General features: G+C 56.5%; 17 protein-coding genes. 1 reads left to right on the top strand and 16 read right to left on the bottom strand.

What is annotated here, in order from left to right; all coding sequences use genetic code 11:
* Positions 1 to 490: 490 nt before the first annotated feature.
* The gene (gene desA, locus PACILC2_RS17875) at positions 491 to 1,537 is read left to right on the top strand and encodes a Delta(5) desaturase DesA (protein ID WP_213529871.1); all 1,047 of its coding nucleotides are present in this window, start codon (positions 491 to 493) and stop codon (positions 1,535 to 1,537) included.
* A 153-nt stretch (positions 1,538 to 1,690) separates the two neighbouring features.
* Here the strand turns inward: desA and PACILC2_RS17870 are convergent, their stop codons facing one another.
* The 16 genes from PACILC2_RS17870 to PACILC2_RS17800 all read right to left on the bottom strand — a co-directional run bounded on the left by PACILC2_RS17870 (position 1,691) and on the right by PACILC2_RS17800 (position 19,678).
* Positions 1,691 to 3,163 (bottom strand): alpha-L-fucosidase, encoded by a 1,473-nt coding sequence (locus tag PACILC2_RS17870; RefSeq protein WP_213529869.1) that lies wholly within the window; start codon positions 3,161 to 3,163, stop codon positions 1,691 to 1,693.
* A gap of 43 nt (positions 3,164 to 3,206) precedes the next feature.
* Entirely contained in the window at positions 3,207 to 3,653 is a 447-nt protein-coding gene (locus PACILC2_RS17865) for a type 2 periplasmic-binding domain-containing protein (protein WP_213529867.1), read from the bottom strand.
* Between the two features lie 99 nt (positions 3,654 to 3,752).
* Positions 3,753 to 4,247 carry an extracellular solute-binding protein gene (locus PACILC2_RS17860; RefSeq protein WP_213529865.1) on the bottom strand — a complete coding sequence of 165 codons (495 nt, stop codon included), beginning with the start codon at positions 4,245 to 4,247 and terminating at the stop codon, positions 3,753 to 3,755.
* 787 nt (positions 4,248 to 5,034) lie between these two features.
* Positions 5,035 to 6,006, bottom strand: coding sequence for a carbohydrate ABC transporter permease (locus PACILC2_RS17855; RefSeq protein ID WP_213529863.1), 972 nt, complete (start codon positions 6,004 to 6,006; stop codon positions 5,035 to 5,037).
* Between the two features lie 27 nt (positions 6,007 to 6,033).
* Positions 6,034 to 6,627, bottom strand: a complete 594-nt coding sequence (locus PACILC2_RS17850; RefSeq protein ID WP_307860631.1) for a carbohydrate ABC transporter permease — start codon at positions 6,625 to 6,627, stop codon at positions 6,034 to 6,036.
* Positions 6,594 to 6,872: a hypothetical protein gene (locus tag PACILC2_RS28830; RefSeq protein WP_307860630.1), complete on the bottom strand. Its 279-nt coding sequence runs from the start codon at positions 6,870 to 6,872 to the stop codon at positions 6,594 to 6,596. Before PACILC2_RS28830 ends, PACILC2_RS17850 begins: the two co-directional genes overlap by 34 nt.
* A 25-nt stretch (positions 6,873 to 6,897) precedes the next feature.
* Positions 6,898 to 9,213, bottom strand: a complete 2,316-nt coding sequence (locus tag PACILC2_RS17845) for a DUF5696 domain-containing protein (protein WP_213529861.1) — start codon at positions 9,211 to 9,213, stop codon at positions 6,898 to 6,900.
* Entirely contained in the window at positions 9,210 to 10,289 is a 1,080-nt protein-coding gene (locus PACILC2_RS17840; RefSeq protein WP_213529859.1) for a YIP1 family protein, read from the bottom strand. Before PACILC2_RS17840 ends, PACILC2_RS17845 begins: the two co-directional genes overlap by 4 nt.
* 79 nt (positions 10,290 to 10,368) lie before the next feature.
* The gene (locus PACILC2_RS17835) at positions 10,369 to 11,310 is read right to left on the bottom strand and encodes an NHL repeat-containing protein (protein WP_213529857.1); all 942 of its coding nucleotides are present in this window, start codon (positions 11,308 to 11,310) and stop codon (positions 10,369 to 10,371) included.
* Positions 11,311 to 11,335: 25 nt separating this feature from the next.
* Positions 11,336 to 12,226, bottom strand: a complete 891-nt coding sequence (locus PACILC2_RS17830) for a carbohydrate ABC transporter permease (protein WP_145977372.1) — start codon at positions 12,224 to 12,226, stop codon at positions 11,336 to 11,338.
* A 21-nt stretch (positions 12,227 to 12,247) separates the two neighbouring features.
* Positions 12,248 to 13,087 (bottom strand): carbohydrate ABC transporter permease, encoded by an 840-nt coding sequence (locus PACILC2_RS17825; protein WP_062497062.1) that lies wholly within the window; start codon positions 13,085 to 13,087, stop codon positions 12,248 to 12,250.
* A 145-nt stretch (positions 13,088 to 13,232) separates the two neighbouring features.
* Positions 13,233 to 14,558, bottom strand: coding sequence for an ABC transporter substrate-binding protein (locus PACILC2_RS17820; protein WP_213529855.1), 1,326 nt, complete (start codon positions 14,556 to 14,558; stop codon positions 13,233 to 13,235).
* Complete coding sequence (locus tag PACILC2_RS17815; protein ID WP_213529853.1) at positions 14,501 to 16,249, bottom strand: carbohydrate-binding protein; 1,749 nt, start codon at positions 16,247 to 16,249, stop codon at positions 14,501 to 14,503. Before PACILC2_RS17815 ends, PACILC2_RS17820 begins: the two co-directional genes overlap by 58 nt.
* Positions 16,250 to 16,278: 29 nt before the next feature.
* Positions 16,279 to 17,400, bottom strand: a complete 1,122-nt coding sequence (locus tag PACILC2_RS17810; RefSeq protein ID WP_062494363.1) for an ABC transporter ATP-binding protein — start codon at positions 17,398 to 17,400, stop codon at positions 16,279 to 16,281.
* Between the two features lie 215 nt (positions 17,401 to 17,615).
* Positions 17,616 to 18,965, bottom strand: a complete 1,350-nt coding sequence (locus PACILC2_RS17805; RefSeq protein ID WP_062494364.1) for a sensor histidine kinase — start codon at positions 18,963 to 18,965, stop codon at positions 17,616 to 17,618.
* A complete protein-coding gene (locus tag PACILC2_RS17800) occupies positions 18,962 to 19,678 on the bottom strand; it encodes a response regulator transcription factor (RefSeq protein WP_235593196.1) in 717 nt (238 codons plus the stop codon). Before PACILC2_RS17800 ends, PACILC2_RS17805 begins: the two co-directional genes overlap by 4 nt.
* Between the last annotated feature and the right edge of the window lie 459 nt (positions 19,679 to 20,137).

The raw sequence follows: 20,137 nt of genomic DNA, 5'->3' as shown, positions 1-20,137 counted from the left end.
TTGATGCAACGCTAGTGAAACACTCACATAAACTCTCTGTTGATCTGACTCGGAAAAAGGGAGTTGCATCATAAAATGACGAACGGTACTTAACGCAAAATAGATGTCATCTTCTGAAGAGATGTTCACTTTCTGATAAGTCATCGGCCAGGAATCCTCCATGCTACATCAAAATTTTTCCATTTGATTCCGAGAACGACAATCGCTACCTCGACCCTTTCTATTTCGTTATCAATCCTAAATCTCCTACTAGCTCATTGTTAATTTTGAACAATTTCCCTTGCTTTCCGGCTTCGCATAGAACGCCAAATGTTGACTTCCATTATCCGGTATGGTATCCTAATTGTAACTGAAACATTGCGGACATCCATTATACTTTACGAAGTACCCAACGACCGCTAATATACATTAGCGGTCGTTGTCCATTACAGGACAATTTTACGTGCTTTGATGATTTCAGTTATTGAATTGGCGAGAGGAGTTTTTAGTGATCGATCATAACGAGAAGAAAAACTGGCGGAAGATTATCGCACCTTACGAGAGATCGAACCTGAAGCGAAGCATTTGGCAAATCATGAACACCTTTATACCTTTCTTTATGCTCTGGTACGCTGCGTATTGGAGTCTTTCGGTGTCTTATTGGCTCACCTTGGTGCTGGCTGTTCTGGCAGGCGGCTTGTTGGTTAGGATCTTCATCATCTTTCATGACTGCTGTCACGGTTCCTTCTTTGCCAACCGTACCGCAAACGAGATATTAGGAACGGTTGCCGGTATCATGACCTGCTGCCCGTATCATCAGTGGCGGCACAGTCATTCGGTCCATCACGCTACCAGCGGTAACTTGGATCGGCGCGGTATGGGGGATATTTGGACGTTGACAGTGGAGGAATATTTGGCATTACCGCCGCTGAAGCGACTGGCTTACCGCATGTACAGGAACCCTCTGATTATGTTCGGACTCGGTCCCTCCTATGTTTTCCTCATTGAATACCGGTTTAACCGGAAGGGTGCCAAGATGAAGGAACGGCTTAATACCTACATCATCAACCTCGGAATAGCCGCTATCATCGGGCTGCTTTGTTGGACAATCGGCTGGAAAGCGTTCTTGCTAGTCCAGGGACCTGTCTTTCTGTTTTCAAGTCTGGCCGGCTTCTGGCTCTTCTACGTCCAACACCAGTTTGAGGGAACCTACTTTGAAAAAGGCGAGAAATGGGATCATTTGAGCGCGGCTCTACATGGGAGCTCGTTCTATAAGCTGCCCAAGGTTCTGCATTGGTTTACGGGAAACATTGGCTTCCACCATATTCATCACCTGAGCCCCCGGGTGCCGAACTACTATCTGGACCGTGTTCAAGAAGAGAATACGATATTCCAGGATGTTCCGCCTGTTACCCTTTTGTCAAGCCTGAAATCACTTAAATTCCGCATATGGGACGAGAATCGCAAGAAACTGATGGGATTCGGGTACATCAAGCATTTCCTGATGGCCCGGAAAACAGACGAACGACTAACCAGTGTTTCCGATAAATCCTCTTAACGGATTCTCCCGACTACACCGGGAGATGGCACTCCTTGACCTCAATCTCAGGGCGGAAGGATCACCACTTCCGCTTTCCCTCGCCTCCTTAAATCGCAACTTCTACTCGCACCTGTCCTTTCCGCACCCTCGACCGAATGCTTTGACTTTATTCTACTCGGTCCGGGACGCTCCCCAAGCTGTCTGCGGAATGAGATTCCCCTCGGTCTGCGGCCCCAGGTATACTTCGAAGGAAGACAACGTCGGACACCATCTCGATTCCAGAATGGTGAGCCGGACGAACCGCGCAATGACGGGAGCGAACCGGCAGATGCGCTTGCGGCCTACGACCGTTCCTTCGCACAACGGCTTCCATTCGCCGCCTTCGCGTACCTCCAGCCGGAATTTCTCGATCCGCTGGCTGTACCGGTGCTCGGCCAGGACGATATGGTCGAACGTCACCTCCCGCCCGAGGTCGATGTCGATGACGGCGTATTCCGTCCCTTCCTCCGGCGCCCAGTACGTATCCCGGTTTCCGTCGAACAGCTTGTCCGGCCCGCATCCGCTCGCCGCTTCCGAAGCGGTGGCGGTCGCATGCGCCGCCAAATTATCGCGGAACGTGGTCCGAATGACGTCGCCAAGCTCCCGCAGCCGTTGCATGTCGTTCTCATGGATCAATCCGCGGGTGTCCGGCGGAATATTGAGCAGGAATGTCGCGTTGCCGCCGACCGAGCCGTAATAAATACGCAGCAGCTCTTCGAGCGGCCGAACCTTGTCATCCTCCGAGGCGTGGTAGAACCATCCGGGACGGATCGACGTATTGACCTCGGCGGGATACCAGATCAGCTCGCGCTCATGCCGGATAATGTCCCGGCTGCCGAGATCCCGGTCTTGCGAATTGTATCTCCGCGCGAATTCGCGGTCGTCGGTCTGCTGCGAATTTTCCTGAATTTTCTCGTTATCCCGAAGCGATGCCGGCACGACGCTCCATTCCGACTCCCGGCAATAGCCCGCCTCGTTGCCGCACCAGCGGATATCCGGTCCGCAGACCGAAATGACCGCGCCGGGCTGAAGCTCGCGAATAACCGCATAATAAGCGTCCCAATCGTACTGCTGGCGCTTGCCGTTCGGCCCTTCGCCGCAGGCGCCGTCGAACCAGACGCAGAAGATGTCCCCGTAGTTCGTCAGCAGCTCGCGCAGCTGGTTGACGAAAAACGCGTTATACCGCGGCGAATCGCCATATGTCGGCTCGTGGCGGTCCCACGGCGACAAGTAAATGCCGAACTTGATGCCGCCTCTGCGGCACGCGTCGGACACCTCCTTCACGATGTCGCCCCGGCCGTTCTTCCAGGGGCTGTTCTTCACCGAATGCTCGGTATACGCGCTCGGCCACAGGCAAAAGCCGTCATGATGCTTGCAGGTCAGAATGAGCCCTTTCATGCCGGCGGCATGGCAGGCCGCCACCCACTGATCGGCATCGAATCGGACGGGATTGAAGATGGCCGGATCTTCCTTGCCCGTCCCCCATTCCCGATCCGTGAACGTGTTGACCGAAAAGTGGATAAAGGCGTAAAATTCCATGTCCTGCAAAGCAAGCTGCCGTTCCGAAGGTCTTACTTGGGCGGCATATTTGATGATGTCCTCCATCCTTCGACTCCTTCTTTCAACGGCCGTTTCCTGTCAACCGCCGCTACTTCTGCTGAGCCATCGCTTCCTTGATTTTCAACTGGGATTCTTCTTCCGCCTTGCGCAAAAACTCCGAAATGTTCATATCGGATTGGGTAAATTGCTGCATATCGAGATTGACGTAACGGTCCCAATAGCTCAATCTGGCCGGAGGTTCCGCCAGCGGATATTTCGTAAAGGCGCCGATGTTTTTCCCCTCGAACCGGATCAGCTCCGCGCCGAACTGCTGCTTGATCGCCATATCCGACAGCACGGTCGGCGTTCCCGCCCGCGCGAGCTTCGTCTGATACTCCGGCGAGACGCTTTCGATGACGAACTGCAGGGCGGCTTCCTTATGCTCGCTGAAGCTGTTGATCGCCCAGGGATGAATGCCGACCGGAATGGTGGACGTTTGGGGCAAATCCGGCCAGGACGGCAGCGGGGCAATGTCCATCTGTTTCTGGTATTCCACGGCTTCCTCATCGGATCCGCCGCCGAACCATGTCAAAAGCCGTGCCAGTTGACGCTCATCGCGACCGTTTTTCCGCGAATCCCGTCGCCTCCGGATCGATCATCCCCGGAATTTCATAATATTTTTCATCAGCTCCATATACTGCGTAAATTTCGGCTCTTTCGTCAGCAGCACATCCCCGCTCTCCGGGTCCGTTTTCGTCACCGACAGTTGCAGGAGCGGAGCGTCCACTCCGAACTCCAGGCCGCGATACTTGACGCCGTCCCGTTCGGCCGTCATCTGCTTGGCCAGATCGAGCACTTCGTCCCACGTCATCTCATCCCTAGGATATTCCACCCCGAATTTATCGAATATTTCCTTATTATAATAGAGTCCGATATAGCCCATTTCCTGCGGCATTCCGACAAGCCGCCCCTGCGCGTCGCGCGCCCGGATTTCGGCAACCGCCGCCGGATCGAGCGTGCCGATATCGAAGCCGTAAGCCTCCAGCATCTCGTCCAGCGGATACACCATCTCCAAATCTTCCAACGGCTTCTGTCCGGTGAACGCGAGCAGCACGTCCGGCACGACATCGGCCGCGTACAATTCCTGCATTTTTCCACGGTGCCGTCCCAGTCGATATGCTCCAGCGTAATATGGGGCAGCTTTTCCTGAATATGGTTGCCGATCCGCGACATGAAGTAATCGATCCCCCACGGCGTCGCCACTTTCAGCGTAACCGGCTCGTTCGAAAACCGCTTCAGATCGGCCTTCTGTTCTTCCGTATCTCCCGTCTGTTCCGAGTTGTCGTTCGTGTTTGCGGTCGGGGTGTCCGACGAACCGGGCGCCTGTTCCGTGCCTGACGAGCAAGCCGCGACAAGCAGAGCGAAGATTGTAACCGTCAGCATGATGAGCGTTAAATGTTTAGTTCGCTTTCTCATGGAATGACTCCTCCTTTGAAAATGGTTTACGTTTTCTTCCGATCAAACTCTAAAGTCCGAACCGAAGATTCCTGCAAAAGTACATCTTTTTTGCGCTGACTATAACCAAAACGGTGAAATTTCTGCGATAATGCAGGATTTTTTTTGAAAAAACCTCAACCAGCATAAATATCCTAGAAAACTGTATTTTTGCAGGCATTTTTGATTTTCGCGCTTTTTGGAGCGAAAAAATGCACTTTTGCAGTTTTGGGCCACCTCCGCATGCGCAGAGGCCGGCCCTTCTCCGCATGCGCCGCCTTCTGTCCCGACCGCCGCGCACGGCTCTCCTCCGCAGGCACCGCTTTCCGCCGCGCTTGCTGCGTCCGCTTTTCCCTGCGACTGCCGGTTTCTTGCTTTCCCCTAACCGCAATAATTCCCCCGTTATCTCTCCCGGCCTCACCCCTCTCGCAGCGCCGCTCGTACTATTCCACCAAGCCGGTCCGCTCCACGCTTTCCACGAAATACCGCTGCGTGAAGAGATAGATGAGCAGCGGAGGAAGAATGGTCAGAAAACTGGCCGCCATCTTGATCGGTTCGGCTACATACTCGGGATAGCCGCCCGATTCGATAAACGTGTTCAACATCGTGTCCATCCGCGTCAATTGCGTCGCCAGAGGCACGTCGGCCGCGCTCGCGAGAAACATGCGGGGCAAATAGGTGTCGTTCCATGTCCAGACCAGCGAGAACAGGAAGACGACCAGAATGGCCGGCTTCGACAACGGCAGCATCACCTTGACATAGAACCGGATGGCGGAAGCGCCGTCCAGCCTGGCCGCCTCCTCCAGCTCCTTCGGCTGCGTCATGAAAAACTGCCGGAAAATAAAGACGAAGAGCGAGCCTTTCACGCCGAAGCCGAACATGGCCGGCAAAATCAGGGTGAACAGGCTGCCGTCCAGCCCGAGCGTCCGGAACAGCAGAATCGTCGGCAGAACGATAACCTGCTGCGGGATAATAAAGGCGAGCAGCAGCAGGAAGAAGGCCAGCTTCTTGAACGGGACGTCGAGCCGCGCCAGCGCGTAGCCGGCGAGGCCGCATGTCACGCAATGCAAAGCCGCCGCCGTCAACGAAACGCCGACGCTGATCGAGAGCGATTTGGCGTATTGCAGTATATCCCATGCCGACGAGAGATGGCCGAAATAAAGCGACGACGGGATCCACGTCACGGTCGGATCGATCAGATCTTTGGCATCCATCAGCATTCTCGTCATCATTTTAAGAATCGGGTTCAAGTAGATATAAGAGGTCGAAATCAGTATGAGATACAGCAGCAATTTGAAAATAAAACCTTTATCCACTTCCCGGCCCAGAACGAAGTAGCGCAAGCGCCGAAGGGTCGGCTTGAACACCGGCCTGCTTCTGGCCGCTTTCGGCACGTCCCATTTGACAACGCTCATGTTTTCACCCCCCTGCGAAAATGAACTTTACCGAAACCGGAACAGCTTGCTGTAGACGAGCATGACAACGCCGAGAAACACGAGCACAATGAAGAAATAAATCCAGGCAAGCGCGCTGCTGTAGCCGTAATTTCCGGTGCCGATCAACGACATGATCGGGTTGGACGGAAACGTAAACATATCGACGACGGTATAAAAAACATTGAGCAGCATGAAGGGAGACATGGCCGGCAGCGTAATTTTCCAAAATACTTCCCAGGGCGTGGCGCCATCGATTCTGGCCGATTCGTACACCGAACCGGGAATCGTCTGGCGGCCGGCCAAAAAGACGATAATTTGCACGCCCGAATACCAGAGCACGAGCACGAAATGCTCCAGCACGGCCAGCACCGGCTTGCCCCAGGGGCTTCCCCCGACATACGCGTCCAGAAAGCCGCCGACCATTTCGCTCCGCATAAAGCCGAGGCCGCCTTCCTCCTGATTCATAAATTCCTGCAGTACGGCCCCCGTCGAGAAAATGACCGGGAGAAAGAAGATCGCGCGGAAGACGATCCGGCCCTTCAGCTTCTGGTTGAGGAAGATCGCGATCAGCAGCGAGAAGATGACGATGACCGGCACCATGAGCACAACCTGCTGGAAAAAGGAATGAGCTGGTCGTAAAGCTCGGCGCTCCCCATCAAAATCGTTTTGTAAAACTCGATGCCTGCCGGCTCGTATTTCATCCCGGTCGGGAGCACTCTGACGTTGTGAAAGCTCATATAGAGCGAGAAGACGAGCGGAAAAGCCATGAATATGAGAAAGCCCGTCAGCCAGGGGAGCATGAACAGGAGCCCTTCGAGCCGGCTGTATGCTTTGGTTGACAACACCCGTTTTTAGCCACGCGATCACCTCCTACTTGACGACGACAAAGTCTCTTGGCTGTACCGTCCATCCGTCTCCCGCATACGGCCGCTCGTTATAGTTGACGACGATCCGTTTGCCGTTTCCGTACGCCGTTTCGAAGACGCCGTCCGCCAATGCGCGATGGCCGGTTATCCATTGCTGCTGCACGTCCCCGAGCGCCTCGTCGTACCGCTGATATTGCGCAGCCATCTCCTGCAGCCAGTCTTTGTAGTAGGTGCTGAAAAACTGCCCGAGCGAGCGCGTCTCCAGCAACTGCTGCGATTTCGCATAGGTCACGACGAAGGACGGAACGGCCCCGTATTCGATCCCCTTCAGAAAGGCCGTCTCGTAATCGTCGCTGTCGTTTCCGTATTCGGACGAGTAGGTGACGAGCCCGTGCAGCGCGATCTGGAGGAACGGAACTTGCCGGTCGACGAACAGATCGCCCGAACCGTCGACAGGCAGTCCGTGAATATGGTCGACGTATTTCCACGTATAGATGTTTCCGTCCTCGACCTGAACATGTCCGAGCGCATCTTTCGTCATCCCGAACATGCGCTGCTGGATTTGCACCGCCTCTTCCCGCGTCGCGGCGTATTTGTCGTTATAGTCCGTATTCAGCAAAGAGCCGATGCCTTGACCGAATACGAGACCGTCAACATGGAGCGCCCGCATCTTGTCCAAATCTTTTTCGATCACCTTGGAAGCAAATCGCGGGCTTACGAGCGTTTTATCCGTGCCCCTTCGGCGGTAGCTGATGACCGAGGCGCCGTTGTCGCGCAGACCGTCCCGGTTGCGCCTGAACCCGTCGCCTCCCGTATTGTTGAAGGCGTAGTTCGATCCGTCGAGATACAGCCGGTATCCCTTGGCATGCACGAAATCGGCGAACTGCCTCATCCCTTCGTTGCCGCCGAGCTTGCCCGGCAGCGGGAAGCTGCCGCCGTACGAACTGTATCCTTTTCGCTGCCAGCCCAAATAGGTGACTGACATCCGCTCGACGCCGACCGCGTTCAGCTCCTGCACGATTTCCTGCGCCTGGGCGGTCGTCGTCAGCGGCAAATAGGAGTCCCACAGAAAGCCCCGTTCGGCGTCGGCCCCGAGCACATGCAGCTGCAAGGCCAACTTGTCATCGCCGGCCGGCAGCCGCTTCATGCCGACTTCGTCGATCAGATATTGCCGGAAGCGGGCCGCCATCCGCACATAGCCGTCATCCCCGCCGGCGATCAAATAATAGCGGACGGAACGGTCCGTCGCCGTCAGCTCTTTCGTAAAGGTTACATAACCCTCCGTTTTCTTGGTATTTGTATATTGGTAATCCATAAATCGGTACTGCTGCTCGGCCGTCGCCCAATTGTACGGGCTGAACGTGCCGGAAGGCGCCGCCACCACGTTCGCGTACTCCGCACCCTCATGAATGACGGCGAGAAGCGATTTCTCGCCCGCCTTGATCCCGAAGACCGGCGCGCGAACCGATCGGCGGATGGAAAATTTCGCGTTGGCGCTGTACGCCCAATCCGCCCCGTAAACCCGCTCGTTGTAATAATGGTTCGTGCCGGCGCGATCCCGCTTGAAGTCCACGATCGCCCCCGGGCCGTCGGGCAGCAGCAGATACCCGTCCGTCTGCTCCGAGGTATGCGCGCCGAGGAACGGATAAAGCCGAACGGATACGAGCCGGGCTTCGTTGTCCTTCTTCGTCTTCCGTTCCTCCTCGGTAAAGATTCGCGCGTCCTTCAGCCCGTCTTTCAAAATTTTCGTTTCCACATAGTCTTCGCCAAGGCGCACTTCCACCGGGATGACAAAGCCGAGCTCCGGGAACTCGTACCGCACCTGAAAGCCTTGCCCGGTCGCCGCGAAGCCGGTAACGAGCCCTTTTCCTTCCTTCAGATTGGATTCCTTCGCCAAATCCCGGCGGACGTTGAACTCGACGTAGCTGATCATGACCGGCGATTCCAGATTCGAAAGCCATTTCCCCTGATTCTGTCCGTCCCGGCTTCCCGCCTCCTCCGGATACGACTTCCAGACATCCCCCGACCGCTTGTCCGTCACGATGAAATGGCCGGTTGCCGGGTTAGCCTTCAGCGTCAAATATCGGCTCTCCGCGACGGGGACAAATTCGCCTTTGTCCGGGACCGGAGCGGCCGGTACGCCGCTTCCCGCCGCTTCCTGCCGCACGGCCGGCTGCGCCGCCGTCTGCGCAGCCGGCTGCGGCGCAGCCGGCGGCTGCCGGTTCGCGGCCAGCGCGGCGAAGACCGCCAGCGCCGCCAGCGTCGCGGCGCACACTGCGGCCAACGCCAGCCAACGCTTCGGGACCGATATCCGTTTCACTTCGTCACCTCCTGATAAATCGTATAGCCGAAGCTGACAAGCTCCGAAGCGAGACCGAATACGGTGAAGATCAGCACCCACATGACGATCATCGCCAGCAGCGTCAGCGCGATGTTGACGACCGTCTCCCCGACGCTGTAATTTTGCAGCGACTGGATCTTCCAGAAGAACAGCGCACCGCACCACAGCATGGCGCCCCATTCGAAAAACTGGTAAATCGAAGCTTCGCTCAGTGTGAGCACATTGGAGACAAGCGCGAGCGGAAGCGACAGCAGGACGAACGGAAACAGCGCGTACGAGCTCCCGACAAACACGTCTTTAAAGCGGGCTTCCCCTTGCTGGATCGAGCCGATCAAGTAATGGCACACGACCCACGACAGCCACGACACGAGAAAACCGGACATGATGAAGCCGCCGTTCAGTTCGGATGCCGGTCTCGGATTGAACGAAAAGCCGGTATAATACGTTTTGACGAGCAGCACGAGCACCGCGGAGCCGAGCAGCAGGAACGCGCTTACATATCCGCCGCTGTTCTTGAAGCGCAAATCGCTGAAGCCGTCGAGCGGATGCTTCAAAATGTAGAAGGCATGCCGCAGCTGCCGAATCCATGTCTGACGCGGCCGCTTCCACCGCGGCCGGGACGGAGCGCCGAAACGGAAATTCCGTTTCAGTCTGAGCGCGACGGCAAGCGCGACCGAGGCGATGAGCAGGCTGTTCGCAATGAGCGAAAAATGGCGCTGAAACCACTGCAGCCGCAGCTGCCAGAAGCTGTCCGAATATCCCGCCGCATCCCCGGCCAGCTTGTAATACGCGATCGCTTTGGCGTAATCCCCTTCGTTAAAGGCCGCTTGCGCGAGCCCGTGATAAGCCGGCGAGAAAAGCGCGTTCAGCTTGATGACTTCCTCCCAATAAGGCACGCTTTCCTTATAGTTGCCGCTTTGTGTCAGCATGAACGCTTGCCGGATGGCGGCCCCGAACGCCGTCGGCTTCAGCTTCTGCACCACGTTCAAGGCATCGTCCAAAATAAACAGCTCGCCATGCGAATTCGTATCCACGGCGACCGGGCTTTGGGTCAAGCCCAGAACGGCGGTGGAGGACGCCGGGTTTTCCAGAAAAACTGCAGCTTTCCGCTGGCATCGTATTGCGACACCATGTTCAAATTTTATCGATGACCGTCATGTTTCCGCCCGCATCGACCGCCAGGTCGGTCAGTTGCACGTCCTTCTCCCGCTCCTCCGGCGTCAGCGCGACCTTCTCGCCGAAGCTGAGTTCCTTCCATACGTTCTCGCTGCGGATATTCAGCTTTTTCACTTGTTCCTTGGATGAGCCGGATACCGTATAAATGTAGCCCTGCCCGTCTATTTCGATATTCCGGATAATCGGCGGCAGCAGCCTGACCTGCCGGCTCAGCTGCTCCTTCGTATACAGCAGCCGCCGGATGCGGTCCATCAGCTTGACCTCCGTCGCATTCGCCCCGAAAAATCCGAAGAACGCTCCGTCCGGCTCGAACTGGACGACGCCCTGGTAGCTTCCTTTGGACACGACAAAGACGAAGCCGTTGCTGTCGACCACCATATTGGTCGGTTCGTAAATGAACGATTCGTGGATCAGCTCCGATTGCGGACGCACATATTCGCGCACCAGCCGCAGCTCCCGGTCCAGCCGGACGACGCGCTTGTTGCCGGTATCGGCGATATAGATGTCCCCGTCGTCCGTCACGAACACCCCCTGCGGACTTTTCAGCGGGCTTTCCGGTACCCGGATTTCCCGCACGAACCGCTCGCGGTCGTCGAATTCGACCACCCGGTTGTTGTCCGTATCGGCGATGTAAATATGATCGTTCGCATCGATAAAGAGGTCCTGCGGCCGTTTGAGCGGAGAATGAACCGTTCCGCCTTCGCCGTCGTCCACATAAATGTCGTCACCGATTACGCCGGCCGGACTGTAGGCGGGCCGTGTCGGAATCTCCCGGCCGTTGCCGTTCTCGAAATAGGTTCGATAAGGCGCTTCGGCATGCGCCTTCATCGATATGAAGGCCAAGGAAAGGAGGCAAACGAGTCCGATCCTTGCCGTCCGTCTAACCAGATGCAGTACCATGGTCCAACCTCCGTTGCCCGCCGGCTTACTTGATTCCCGAATGCGCCATCGTGGCGATGACTTTCCGCTGGGACAGCAGAAAGATGATCAGTTGGGGCAAAAACATGATGAGCGCTCCGGCGGCCGCCGCTCCTTGTCTGGCAACCGCGTTCGCCAGATTGGAGGTCAGCGTGCCCATATAGAACGGAAGCGTCTTCATCGCGTCCTCCTGCATAAACAGCGTGGACGTCTCCGCATTGCCCCAGGCGTTCTGAAACGCCAGAATTGTAATCGTCGCGATCGCGGGCGTAACCATCGGCACGACGATCCGCAGAAAAATGCCGAACTCGGTCGTGCCGTCGATTTTGGCCGCCTCGATCATCTCGTTCGGCACCTGATCGATAAATTGCTTGATCAGGAAGACGCCGACCGGCATCGCGATCATCGGCAGCACATGCCCCCAATACGTGTTCATGATGCCGAGACTTTGCACGACAACGTATCGGGGAATCGCGATCGTCTCCGGCGCGAACAGCAGGGACGTAATGATCGACCCCATCACAAGCTTCGCGCCCGGGAACGGATGCTTCGATAGCGCGTAGGCGCACAAAGCGCCGGTTGCCACCATCCCCGCCGTGGCCAGAAACGTGACGACGATGCTGTTGAACAGGTAGCGCGTCGCCGGGACGACCGTATCCTGCGTCAGCGCCAGCAGCTCGATAAAATTTTGGAATGTCGGATCCTGCACGATAAAGGTCGGCGGAAACAGAAACAGCTCGTGCAGCGGTTTAAAGGCATGGTTGAACACGTACACGATCGGCAGCAGCATGAAGACGGAGAGAAGCGCCAGAAACAATACGATAGCCTGCTGCGTGCGGTCGAACCGCCTGACGGCCAGCATCCACTCTTTCCGCTTCCCGTACAGGCGCTGCATCATCCGATTGTCGAGCCCGCGCATCTATTCTCCCTCCTTCGGAGCGAACAGGTAACCGAAAAACCGGCTCAGAGCGTAGCAGACGACGAGCAGAACGACCGAGATGGCGCTCGCATAGCCAAGCTCGTAACGGATGAAGCCGTAATCCTCGATATGGTTGATCATCAGTTGGCCGGCATAGTTCGGCGTCGGATTGCTGCCCGACAGCTGCGTGCCGATCGCGCCCGCCTTGAGCGTGTAGACGATCGACATGATGGCGGCAAACATCATCTGCGGCTTCATCAACGGAATCGTAATGTACCAGATTTCCTGCAGCCTGCTCGAAATGCCGTCGATCCGTCCGGCTTCGTACATCTGCTTGTCCACGTTCAGAATGCCCGCGAGAATAGCCAGAAACCCGATGCCCATGCTGGACCAGATCGAGACGATAATCATGATCGTCATCAGAAATTCGCTGGACTGGGTAAAGAGCACCGGCTTTTCGATAAGCCCCCATTTCAGCAGGAAGCTGTTCAAATAACCGGTCCGGTCGCCGGTAAACATGACCTGCCAGACGACCGTCATCGCAATGCCCGCCGTCAAGGACGGCGCATAAATGGCCAGCGCGAACCATGTCCGCAGCAGTCCCGGCAGCTGGGCGATCAGCCATGCGAGAAGAAAAGAGGCGATATAGCCGATTGGTCCGACAAACAGGGCGAATTTGAACGAATTGGGCACGACGTGCTGCAGGAAAATGATGTCCTGGGAGAACAGATTCTGATAGTTCATCCAGCCGACCCATGTCGGGAACTGGATGGCGTTGAAGTACGTGAATCCGAGCAGCACGCCGGCGACAATCGGAATGAGAATAAACGACAGGAACATCAGGTAGAACGGCGCGATAAACAGGTAGGAAAGCCGCCATTTCCATGCGTTCCTTGCGGTTTCCTTGATGCTGCGCGTCCATTTGCTCCCGAATCCGAACGCGGCTCCGGGCGTTCTCGTCTTGGGCAAAGGGCGGATTTCCGCCTTACTCGACATCGATATCCGCTCCTTTCCACGGCTCGCGAATTTGCGGCAGGTCAAGCGTCCGCACGACGTTGCCGGCTTTGTCCCGGAAATGGAATTCCTGCTGCTTGCGGACGAGCTCCCGGGTGATCGATTTGACGGCCTTCTCCAGCGCCACGCGCGGCGACTCCAGCGCCTGGCTTTCCGGCACGACCGCACGGTTCCAGGCATTCGCCAGCTCGCGCGTCGTCATATAGCCCCCTGGCACGTTCGGAATATCCTTGATCCATTTCCACTGTTCGAGAATGACCGCCAGATCGTCCGCCCGCCAGGGCATATTGGCGAAAGCCCGGACGTTCGCCGTATTCCAGCGGAACGATTCGCCGCGAAGCTGCTCCATATTCAAGCCGTAGTCGGTTTGCGTCTCCTCCGACAAATACCACTGCAGAAACTTCCAGGCCATTTCGCGCCTGTTCTCCGGCGTATCGCTGAACAGCATCGCGCTCGTCGGATTGCTGCCCGCCGCCCAGCGCACGATCGAGCCGTCCGGCTGGCGCGTACCCGGGACCGGCGCGATCCCCCACTCGTTCAAAATGTCCGGAGCGGCGACCATCAGCTGCATATACATGTTGAAATCGGAGATGCCGATCGGCATCGTGCCGGCCCTGAACTGGTTGTAGAAGCTTTGAACCTGCCGTTCGAGTCCGTGGATGTTGAACAAATCCGTCCACTTCTTGAACGCGTCGAACGCTTCCGGCCGGTTCAGCCCGGTGGACATGCCGTCCGGCGTATACAAGTCGACGCCGTTCTGGTAGAACATGAACGAGAAATCGTCCGGCGGAACGTAAAAATAATACTGATGCTTGAGCAGCGTCGGAATCATCCGGTAGACGTCGTCCCAGGTGTCCGGCACGCCAAGGTTCAGCCTGCCGAGAATATCTTTGCGGTAAAACAGCACTTTGAAGCTGGTCGTTTCCGGTATGCCGTAGTAACCTCCGTCGTAATAGAACGGAAGCATCGCCCCCGGATGATAGCTTTCGATCAGCTCCTTGCCGCCGGGCAGCGACCCGATGTCCAGCGCCGCTCCCCGCAGCGCCATCTCGAACGGCATGTTGCCCGGAACGCCAAGCGCAACGTCCGGCAATATGCCCGAAGCTTTCGCCAGAATGAGCAGGTCGGGGGACTGGACGAGATTGACCTTGACCTTTACCCCGTATTCCGGCGTAAATTGCTCGTCCGCCAGCATTTGCAGCTCATCGACATAGTCTCTGCCCATCATCATCCAGACGTTCAGGACGTCGCTGTCCTGCGTGCCGATCCGGTTCTGCTTGTCGAACGAATGGAACAAGGTCGCGGCAACCGCCTTCGTCTTCTCGAAAAATTCGCCTCCATCCGCGGGAACGGCGCCTGAACGGGCGCGACATACAGCTTGTCGATCTGCAGCGGACTATCCATCAACACTCTGTATTGATCCTGCAGCTGCTCCAGCATCGTGCCAAGCGTCAGATGGCTTGTCGGAATTTTTTCGGGCTGCTCGATGAGCTCCTCGATATCTTTCGCCGCAGAACGATACGTCTGGGCCACAACGTCGATCTCCCGATTGATCTCCCGGAGCGCTTCCACCTGCCGGTCCAGCCGCTCCTTGATGCCGCCGAGCCGCTCCGTCGCACCGGGAATGTCCTTCTCGACATCCCATACGCGGAACCGGTCGTCCTGACGGTTGCCCGTAGCCGAACGGATCTGGTCGATCACCGTCTTCAGCGCTTCAACCATCGGCTCGACATTGGCGATGACCGGCATATACGGCTCGTAACCGGCCTCCATGGTGAGCGAATGCTTCCCTTTCGTCAAATAGAAGGCCAGCGGCTCGCCGCTCTCGTCCGCGACCGTTTCCCCCCGCCAGCCGGGAGCGTAGCGAATCGGATACGATTGCAGCTCCCGAAACGGAATTTTTCCGTCGATGTATATCGTTCTGAATACGGACAAGTTTTTGCGCGAATTCTGGTTGACGCGCATGCCGAGCTTGTACAGCCCGTCCTCCGGCACCTCGAACTCCCAGGTCACCGCATGCCCGCCCTTGTACCAGCCCCACCCTCCGAGCACGTTGTAGGCTCTGTACTTGAACGACTTCGGCGTCGTGAAGGCGTCGCGGTCGTACTGCGTCTGAACGGAGGTCGAATTTTTCTTCTCGAACTGCTCCGCCTCGAGGACGATCGTGTCCCCGCTCGGCTCCGTCGCTTCCGGGTATGACGCTTTCGCTTCCGCGTAGCCGGGAATGTCCGCCGGCGGCCGGATCGTGAACGACTTGATCGCCAGCGGCTGCTGGGATAGGCGAAGCCGGATCGTATTCACGCCCTTCTGCAAATGCCACCGCAGCGGAAGCGCATAAGCGCCGTCCGAGTCGCGGAACGGCTTCCGCTTCCAGCCGCGGATTTCTTCAATGGCCGATTGCAGTTGATGGCCGTTGGCGTCATATCTCGGCGGCCCGTTCCGGAACTCCCGCTCGAACGACATGGAGCGCGCTTCCCGGAACGGATAGACGCCGTTAATTTGCGCCGACAGGATGGACGCGCGGCGGTTTCTCCGGCTATCGTCCGCGATCGGCGCGTATTCGGCTTCGATTTCGTACAGCCCTTCCTCACCGATGGCGATTTCATACTCGACCCAGCCTTTGGCATTAGACCAAAGCAGCACGCCGTCCTCGCCTTCATATGAACCGACGGAAATATCGGAATCTTCGGATTTTTCCGAAATATGCGCGGCCGAAATGACATACTGCCGCGTCCCGTACGGTATTCGCTCGTCTGCCATCCGCCGGCGCACTTCCTCGTAATACGGCTCCTTCAGCCCGGAAGAAGCGCTTACAAACCGGTCGGCGGACAAGCTGTTCGCATTCTTGGACTCGGCATGCGCGGACCCGGCATGCACGGTACGGCCCGTATCCGGCTTATCCTTCGCTAAAGCGGTGACGAGCAGCGCCGCCGACAAGATGACGGTCCACAACCGGAATCCGAAACGTTTTCGATTTGCCCCTGCCATCCCCTGTTCCTCCTTCGCCGGCAACATCTTCAATCGGCAAGCAGCTTTTCCGTTTCTTTATGGAAAAACAACGCCTTGTTCATATCGACGGCAAATTCGGCGCGTTCTCCCTCGCCGAAGTGATAACGCGGATGGGCGCGCACGACGATCGGCTTCGGCGTTCCGATGTTCATATGGTAGTAGCGGTCGGAACCGACAAATTCGTTGATCTGCAGCACGCCGCTCAGCTTTTCATGATCCGGCGCCGTAAACGCGGCATCCTCGAAGCTGATATTTTCGGGACGGATGCCCATGACGACCGACCGGCCCGCCCCCTGGTTGACGCTGCGCAGCTGATGCGCCTGCCGCTGCGGAATCCGGAGCGCGAACCGGTTCGTATGAAATTCAAGTCCGTTCTCGCCCTCCTGCAGCCTGCCGGCGATAACATTCATCGGCGGGTTGCCGATAAAATTCGCGACGAACAGGTTGGCCGGCTTGTTGTACACGTTCTCCGGCGTATCGACCTGTTGAATGACGCCCTTCTCCATTACGACGATCCGGTCGCCCATCGTCATCGCTTCCACCTGGTCGTGCGTCACATAAATGATCGTCACGCCGATCTTTTTATGCAGGTTGATCAGCTCGGTCCGCATCTGGACGCGAAGCTTCGCGTCCAGATTCGATAGCGGCTCGTCCATCAGAAACGCCTGCGGCGTACGGACGATCGCCCTTCCCAGCGCAACGCGCTGCCGCTGGCCGCCGGACAATTCCTTCGGCTTGCGGTCCAGGAAGTTCTCGATTTCGAGCACGCGGGCCGCCCGCTTGACCGAAAGCTCGATTTCATGCTTCGGCATTTTGCGCAGCCGCAGGCCGAAGGCGATATTCTCGAACACCGACATATTCGGATATAGCGCGTAATTTTGAAATACCATCGAGATATCCCGATCTTTGGGCGGAACATCGTTCACTTTCGTATCGCCGATATAAATTTCGCCTTCGGAAATCTCCTCGAGACCGGCCAGCATGCGGAGCGTCGTCGACTTCCCGCAGCCGGACGAGCCGACAAAGACGAGAAACTCCCGGTCTTCCACTTCCAGGTTGAAATCGTTGACGGCGTACTCCTTGAACTTGCCGTATCGCTTGTATACGTGGTTAAATAAGATTTTGGCCAAAGGTAGCGCCCCCTTAGCAAGCGTGATGAAACGTGCAGAGTTATCGGTATCTCTCAAACGGCGCGGAACATCCCGCTATCATTTATAGTAGCAGCGTTGCTGTCAATATAGTGTAAAGCTTTGCCGACGGCGCAAGTTCGACCGGGAGAAAATCGCCAGCGGCCGGACTGCGGCCATCCGGCCCATTCGCAGTCTTCGCTTGCCGCGTGCCGCGGTCAGTCCGCAGCTTCGATGCAGAAATAAAACTTTGAGCCTTTGCCCAGCACGCTCTCGGCGCCGATCATTCCCCCATGCGCCTCGACGAGCGCTTTGGCGATGCTCAGGCCGACGCCTATTCCCCCTGAGGCGTTATGCCTCGAACGTGATTTGTCCACCCGATAGAAACGGTTGAAAATCAGCGTCAGCTCCGTCTCCGATATGCCGATGCCGTTGTCCTGGCAGTATACGACAATTTCGTTGCGGGCGGGATACAGCCCCACTTCGACCGCTCCGCCGGACGGCGTATATTTGATCGCGTTGGACAGCAAATTCGAAATCACTTGAATGATGCGATCCGGATCGACTTCGGCGTAGCAGGGCACATGCGGCTTCTGAAACGTAAGACGGATCGATTTGGCTTTGCTCATAAATACGAAGCCTTCGTACACGTCCCGGACGAGCTGCGACATGTCCACCCGCTGGATGTTCAGCTGGAAACGGGCCCCTTCCGCATCCGACAGCTTTTCCAGATCGTCCACAAGCCGGCACAGCCGTTCGATTTCCGTATGAATCTTGTGCATATTCTCTTCCGTCGACGGCAAGATGCCGTCCAGTATCGCTTCCAGGCGGGAAAGCAGCGACGTCAGCGGCGTCCGGAGCTCATGCGCCAAATCTTGCATCATCTGCTGCCGCCACCCTTCCTGACGGTCGAATTCCCGGATCAGGACGTTGATCGTATGGGCAAGCTGCCTGATTTCGTTCGTTCCGGCCATCGGCATCTCGGTATTCCGATAGCCGGACGCAATGCGCTCGGCCGCCTTGCCGGTCCGCACAATCGGTTGAGACAGCCTGCGGGCGAGAACCAAGCTTGCGATAAGGGCGAAAACGAGCAGCCCGGCGAACAAGGCGAGGTGATGGCGGGACGATTCCATACCCGCGCCGGGGTAATAGGAGGAGTCGCGCTTGCCCAGATCGACGTACGTGATAATATATCCGACCGTACTGCCATCGACAACGATCGGAACATCGAACTCGTACGGCTTGGCCGAACGCGGGCGCTGCTCGGCGGAATCGTACATCACGGTAGTGCCGTCGGCCGCATAATAGCGATAGGCAAACGTGTAAACCGACGACAAGTCTTTAAGCATTTGAAGCTGGTCTTCCGGCAGCGGCCCGGACTTCAGCTGGGTCTGAACGGCGTAGGCGAGCTTGTAGCTCTGATCTTTGTAATATTGCTTCTTATATTCGAGCAGCTCGATATCCCGCGCTATGGAACCGCCGATATACATCGCCGAAAGCAGCAGGACGGACATGGATGCGAAGGCGGCAAAGAGCGCCGTTCGCGTCCCGGATAACCAGCGCATCATGATAGCTGGGCTTCAGGCTGAACATCGAATTTGTACCCGGCGCCGATCTTGGTCACGATATACTTCGGCTCTTTCGGGTCGGGTTCGATTTTGCTCCGTAAATTGCGGATATGCATATCCATCGTCCGTCCGACGTCAATATTCCGATAGCCGTGAATTTCATACGTCAAGTCCTGCCTGCTGTAAATTTTCCCCGGCGTTTTTGTCAACACGCTGAGCAGCTTGAATTCCGTATGGGTCAACTCCACCCGTCTTCCATCCACATAAACTTCATTCGTCGTATAATTGATGACAAATCGTCCCTGATTGAACCGTTTGGTCACGACCGCGTTCGATTTGTCGTTTGTAAACATGTCCATCCGCCGCTTTAAAGCGTAAATGCGGGCAATGACCTCCTTCACGCGAAACGGTTTCGTTATGTAGTCGTCGGCTCCCAGGTTGAGACCGTTAATCGTATCGGATTCTTTCACTTTGGAGGTGATCATGATGATCGGCACGGTCGAGAATTGCCTGATTTTGCAGCAGACGTCCTCGCCGGGCATTCCGTCGATCATCAAATCGAGCACGACGAGATCCATTTTAAAGTTCTGGATCAATTGCAGCGCATATTTCCCGTTGTCAGTTTCCCTTACATTCCATCCTTCATTAAGAAAGTACGATTTTAATACATCCCGGATGCTTTCTTCGTCTTCGATCAGCAAAATATCCATCATACGGACCTCCTTAATGTTGTCGTCATGCCAATCTGAATAGAATAGAATGGGGTAGAAACGCAGGAAGGAACAAAACGATTTAAGAGAAATGTTATCCATCCATCCAATCGGTGTAAATATGCGTCGCTATATGTAAGCGCATTCATTATAGCAGGTATAATGTCAATATAGTGTAAAGATTTGACTGATTCCAATTATAAAAGACTGCCGGGAATTATTCCCGGCAGTCTTGTTGGCTTATGGCTCGGCATGCCGCCACTGCGCTGCGACTGCGCCCCTGCAGGACCCTATCCGCTCGCGCGGCCACGGACGCGCGGCCATTGCTCACCTGCACCTATCCCCTCGCAGCGACACGGACGCGCGGGCCATTGCTCACCTGCAGGACCCTATCCGCCCGCGCGGCCACGGATGCGCGGGCCATTGTTCACCTGCAGGACCCTAACCGCCCGCGGCGCCTCG

Origin of the sequence: Paenibacillus cisolokensis, assembly GCF_018403665.1 — a bacterium.
Taxonomy (GTDB): Bacteria; Bacillota; Bacilli; order Paenibacillales; family Paenibacillaceae; genus Paenibacillus_AH; species Paenibacillus_AH cisolokensis.
The sequence above is the reverse complement of the archived record's forward strand: the minus strand, read 5'-3'. Positions and strand labels throughout refer to the sequence as shown.

What these genes read in the sequence shown, in the direction of transcription:
- PACILC2_RS17870 (WP_213529869.1), bottom strand. Translation starts at nt 3,163, where the DNA reads ATGGAGGACATCATCAAATATGCCGCCCAAGTAAGACCTTCGGAACGG.
- PACILC2_RS17815 (WP_213529853.1), bottom strand. Translation starts at nt 16,249, where the DNA reads ATGGCAGGGGCAAATCGAAAACGTTTCGGATTCCGGTTGTGGACCGTC.
- PACILC2_RS17825 (WP_062497062.1), bottom strand. Translation starts at nt 13,087, where the DNA reads ATGTTCCTGTCGTTTATTCTCATTCCGATTGTCGCCGGCGTGCTGCTC.
- PACILC2_RS17800 (WP_235593196.1), bottom strand. Translation starts at nt 19,678, where the DNA reads ATGATGGATATTTTGCTGATCGAAGACGAAGAAAGCATCCGGGATGTA.
- PACILC2_RS17830 (WP_145977372.1), bottom strand. Translation starts at nt 12,226, where the DNA reads ATGATGCAGCGCCTGTACGGGAAGCGGAAAGAGTGGATGCTGGCCGTC.
- PACILC2_RS17805 (WP_062494364.1), bottom strand. Translation starts at nt 18,965, where the DNA reads ATGATGCGCTGGTTATCCGGGACGCGAACGGCGCTCTTTGCCGCCTTC.
- PACILC2_RS17850 (WP_307860631.1), bottom strand. Translation starts at nt 6,627, where the DNA reads ATGGTGCCGGTCATCGTCATCTTCTCGCTGCTGATCGCGATCTTCCTC.
- PACILC2_RS17855 (WP_213529863.1), bottom strand. Translation starts at nt 6,006, where the DNA reads ATGAGCGTTGTCAAATGGGACGTGCCGAAAGCGGCCAGAAGCAGGCCG.
- PACILC2_RS17860 (WP_213529865.1), bottom strand. Translation starts at nt 4,247, where the DNA reads ATGCAGGAATTGTACGCGGCCGATGTCGTGCCGGACGTGCTGCTCGCG.
- PACILC2_RS17835 (WP_213529857.1), bottom strand. Translation starts at nt 11,310, where the DNA reads ATGGTACTGCATCTGGTTAGACGGACGGCAAGGATCGGACTCGTTTGC.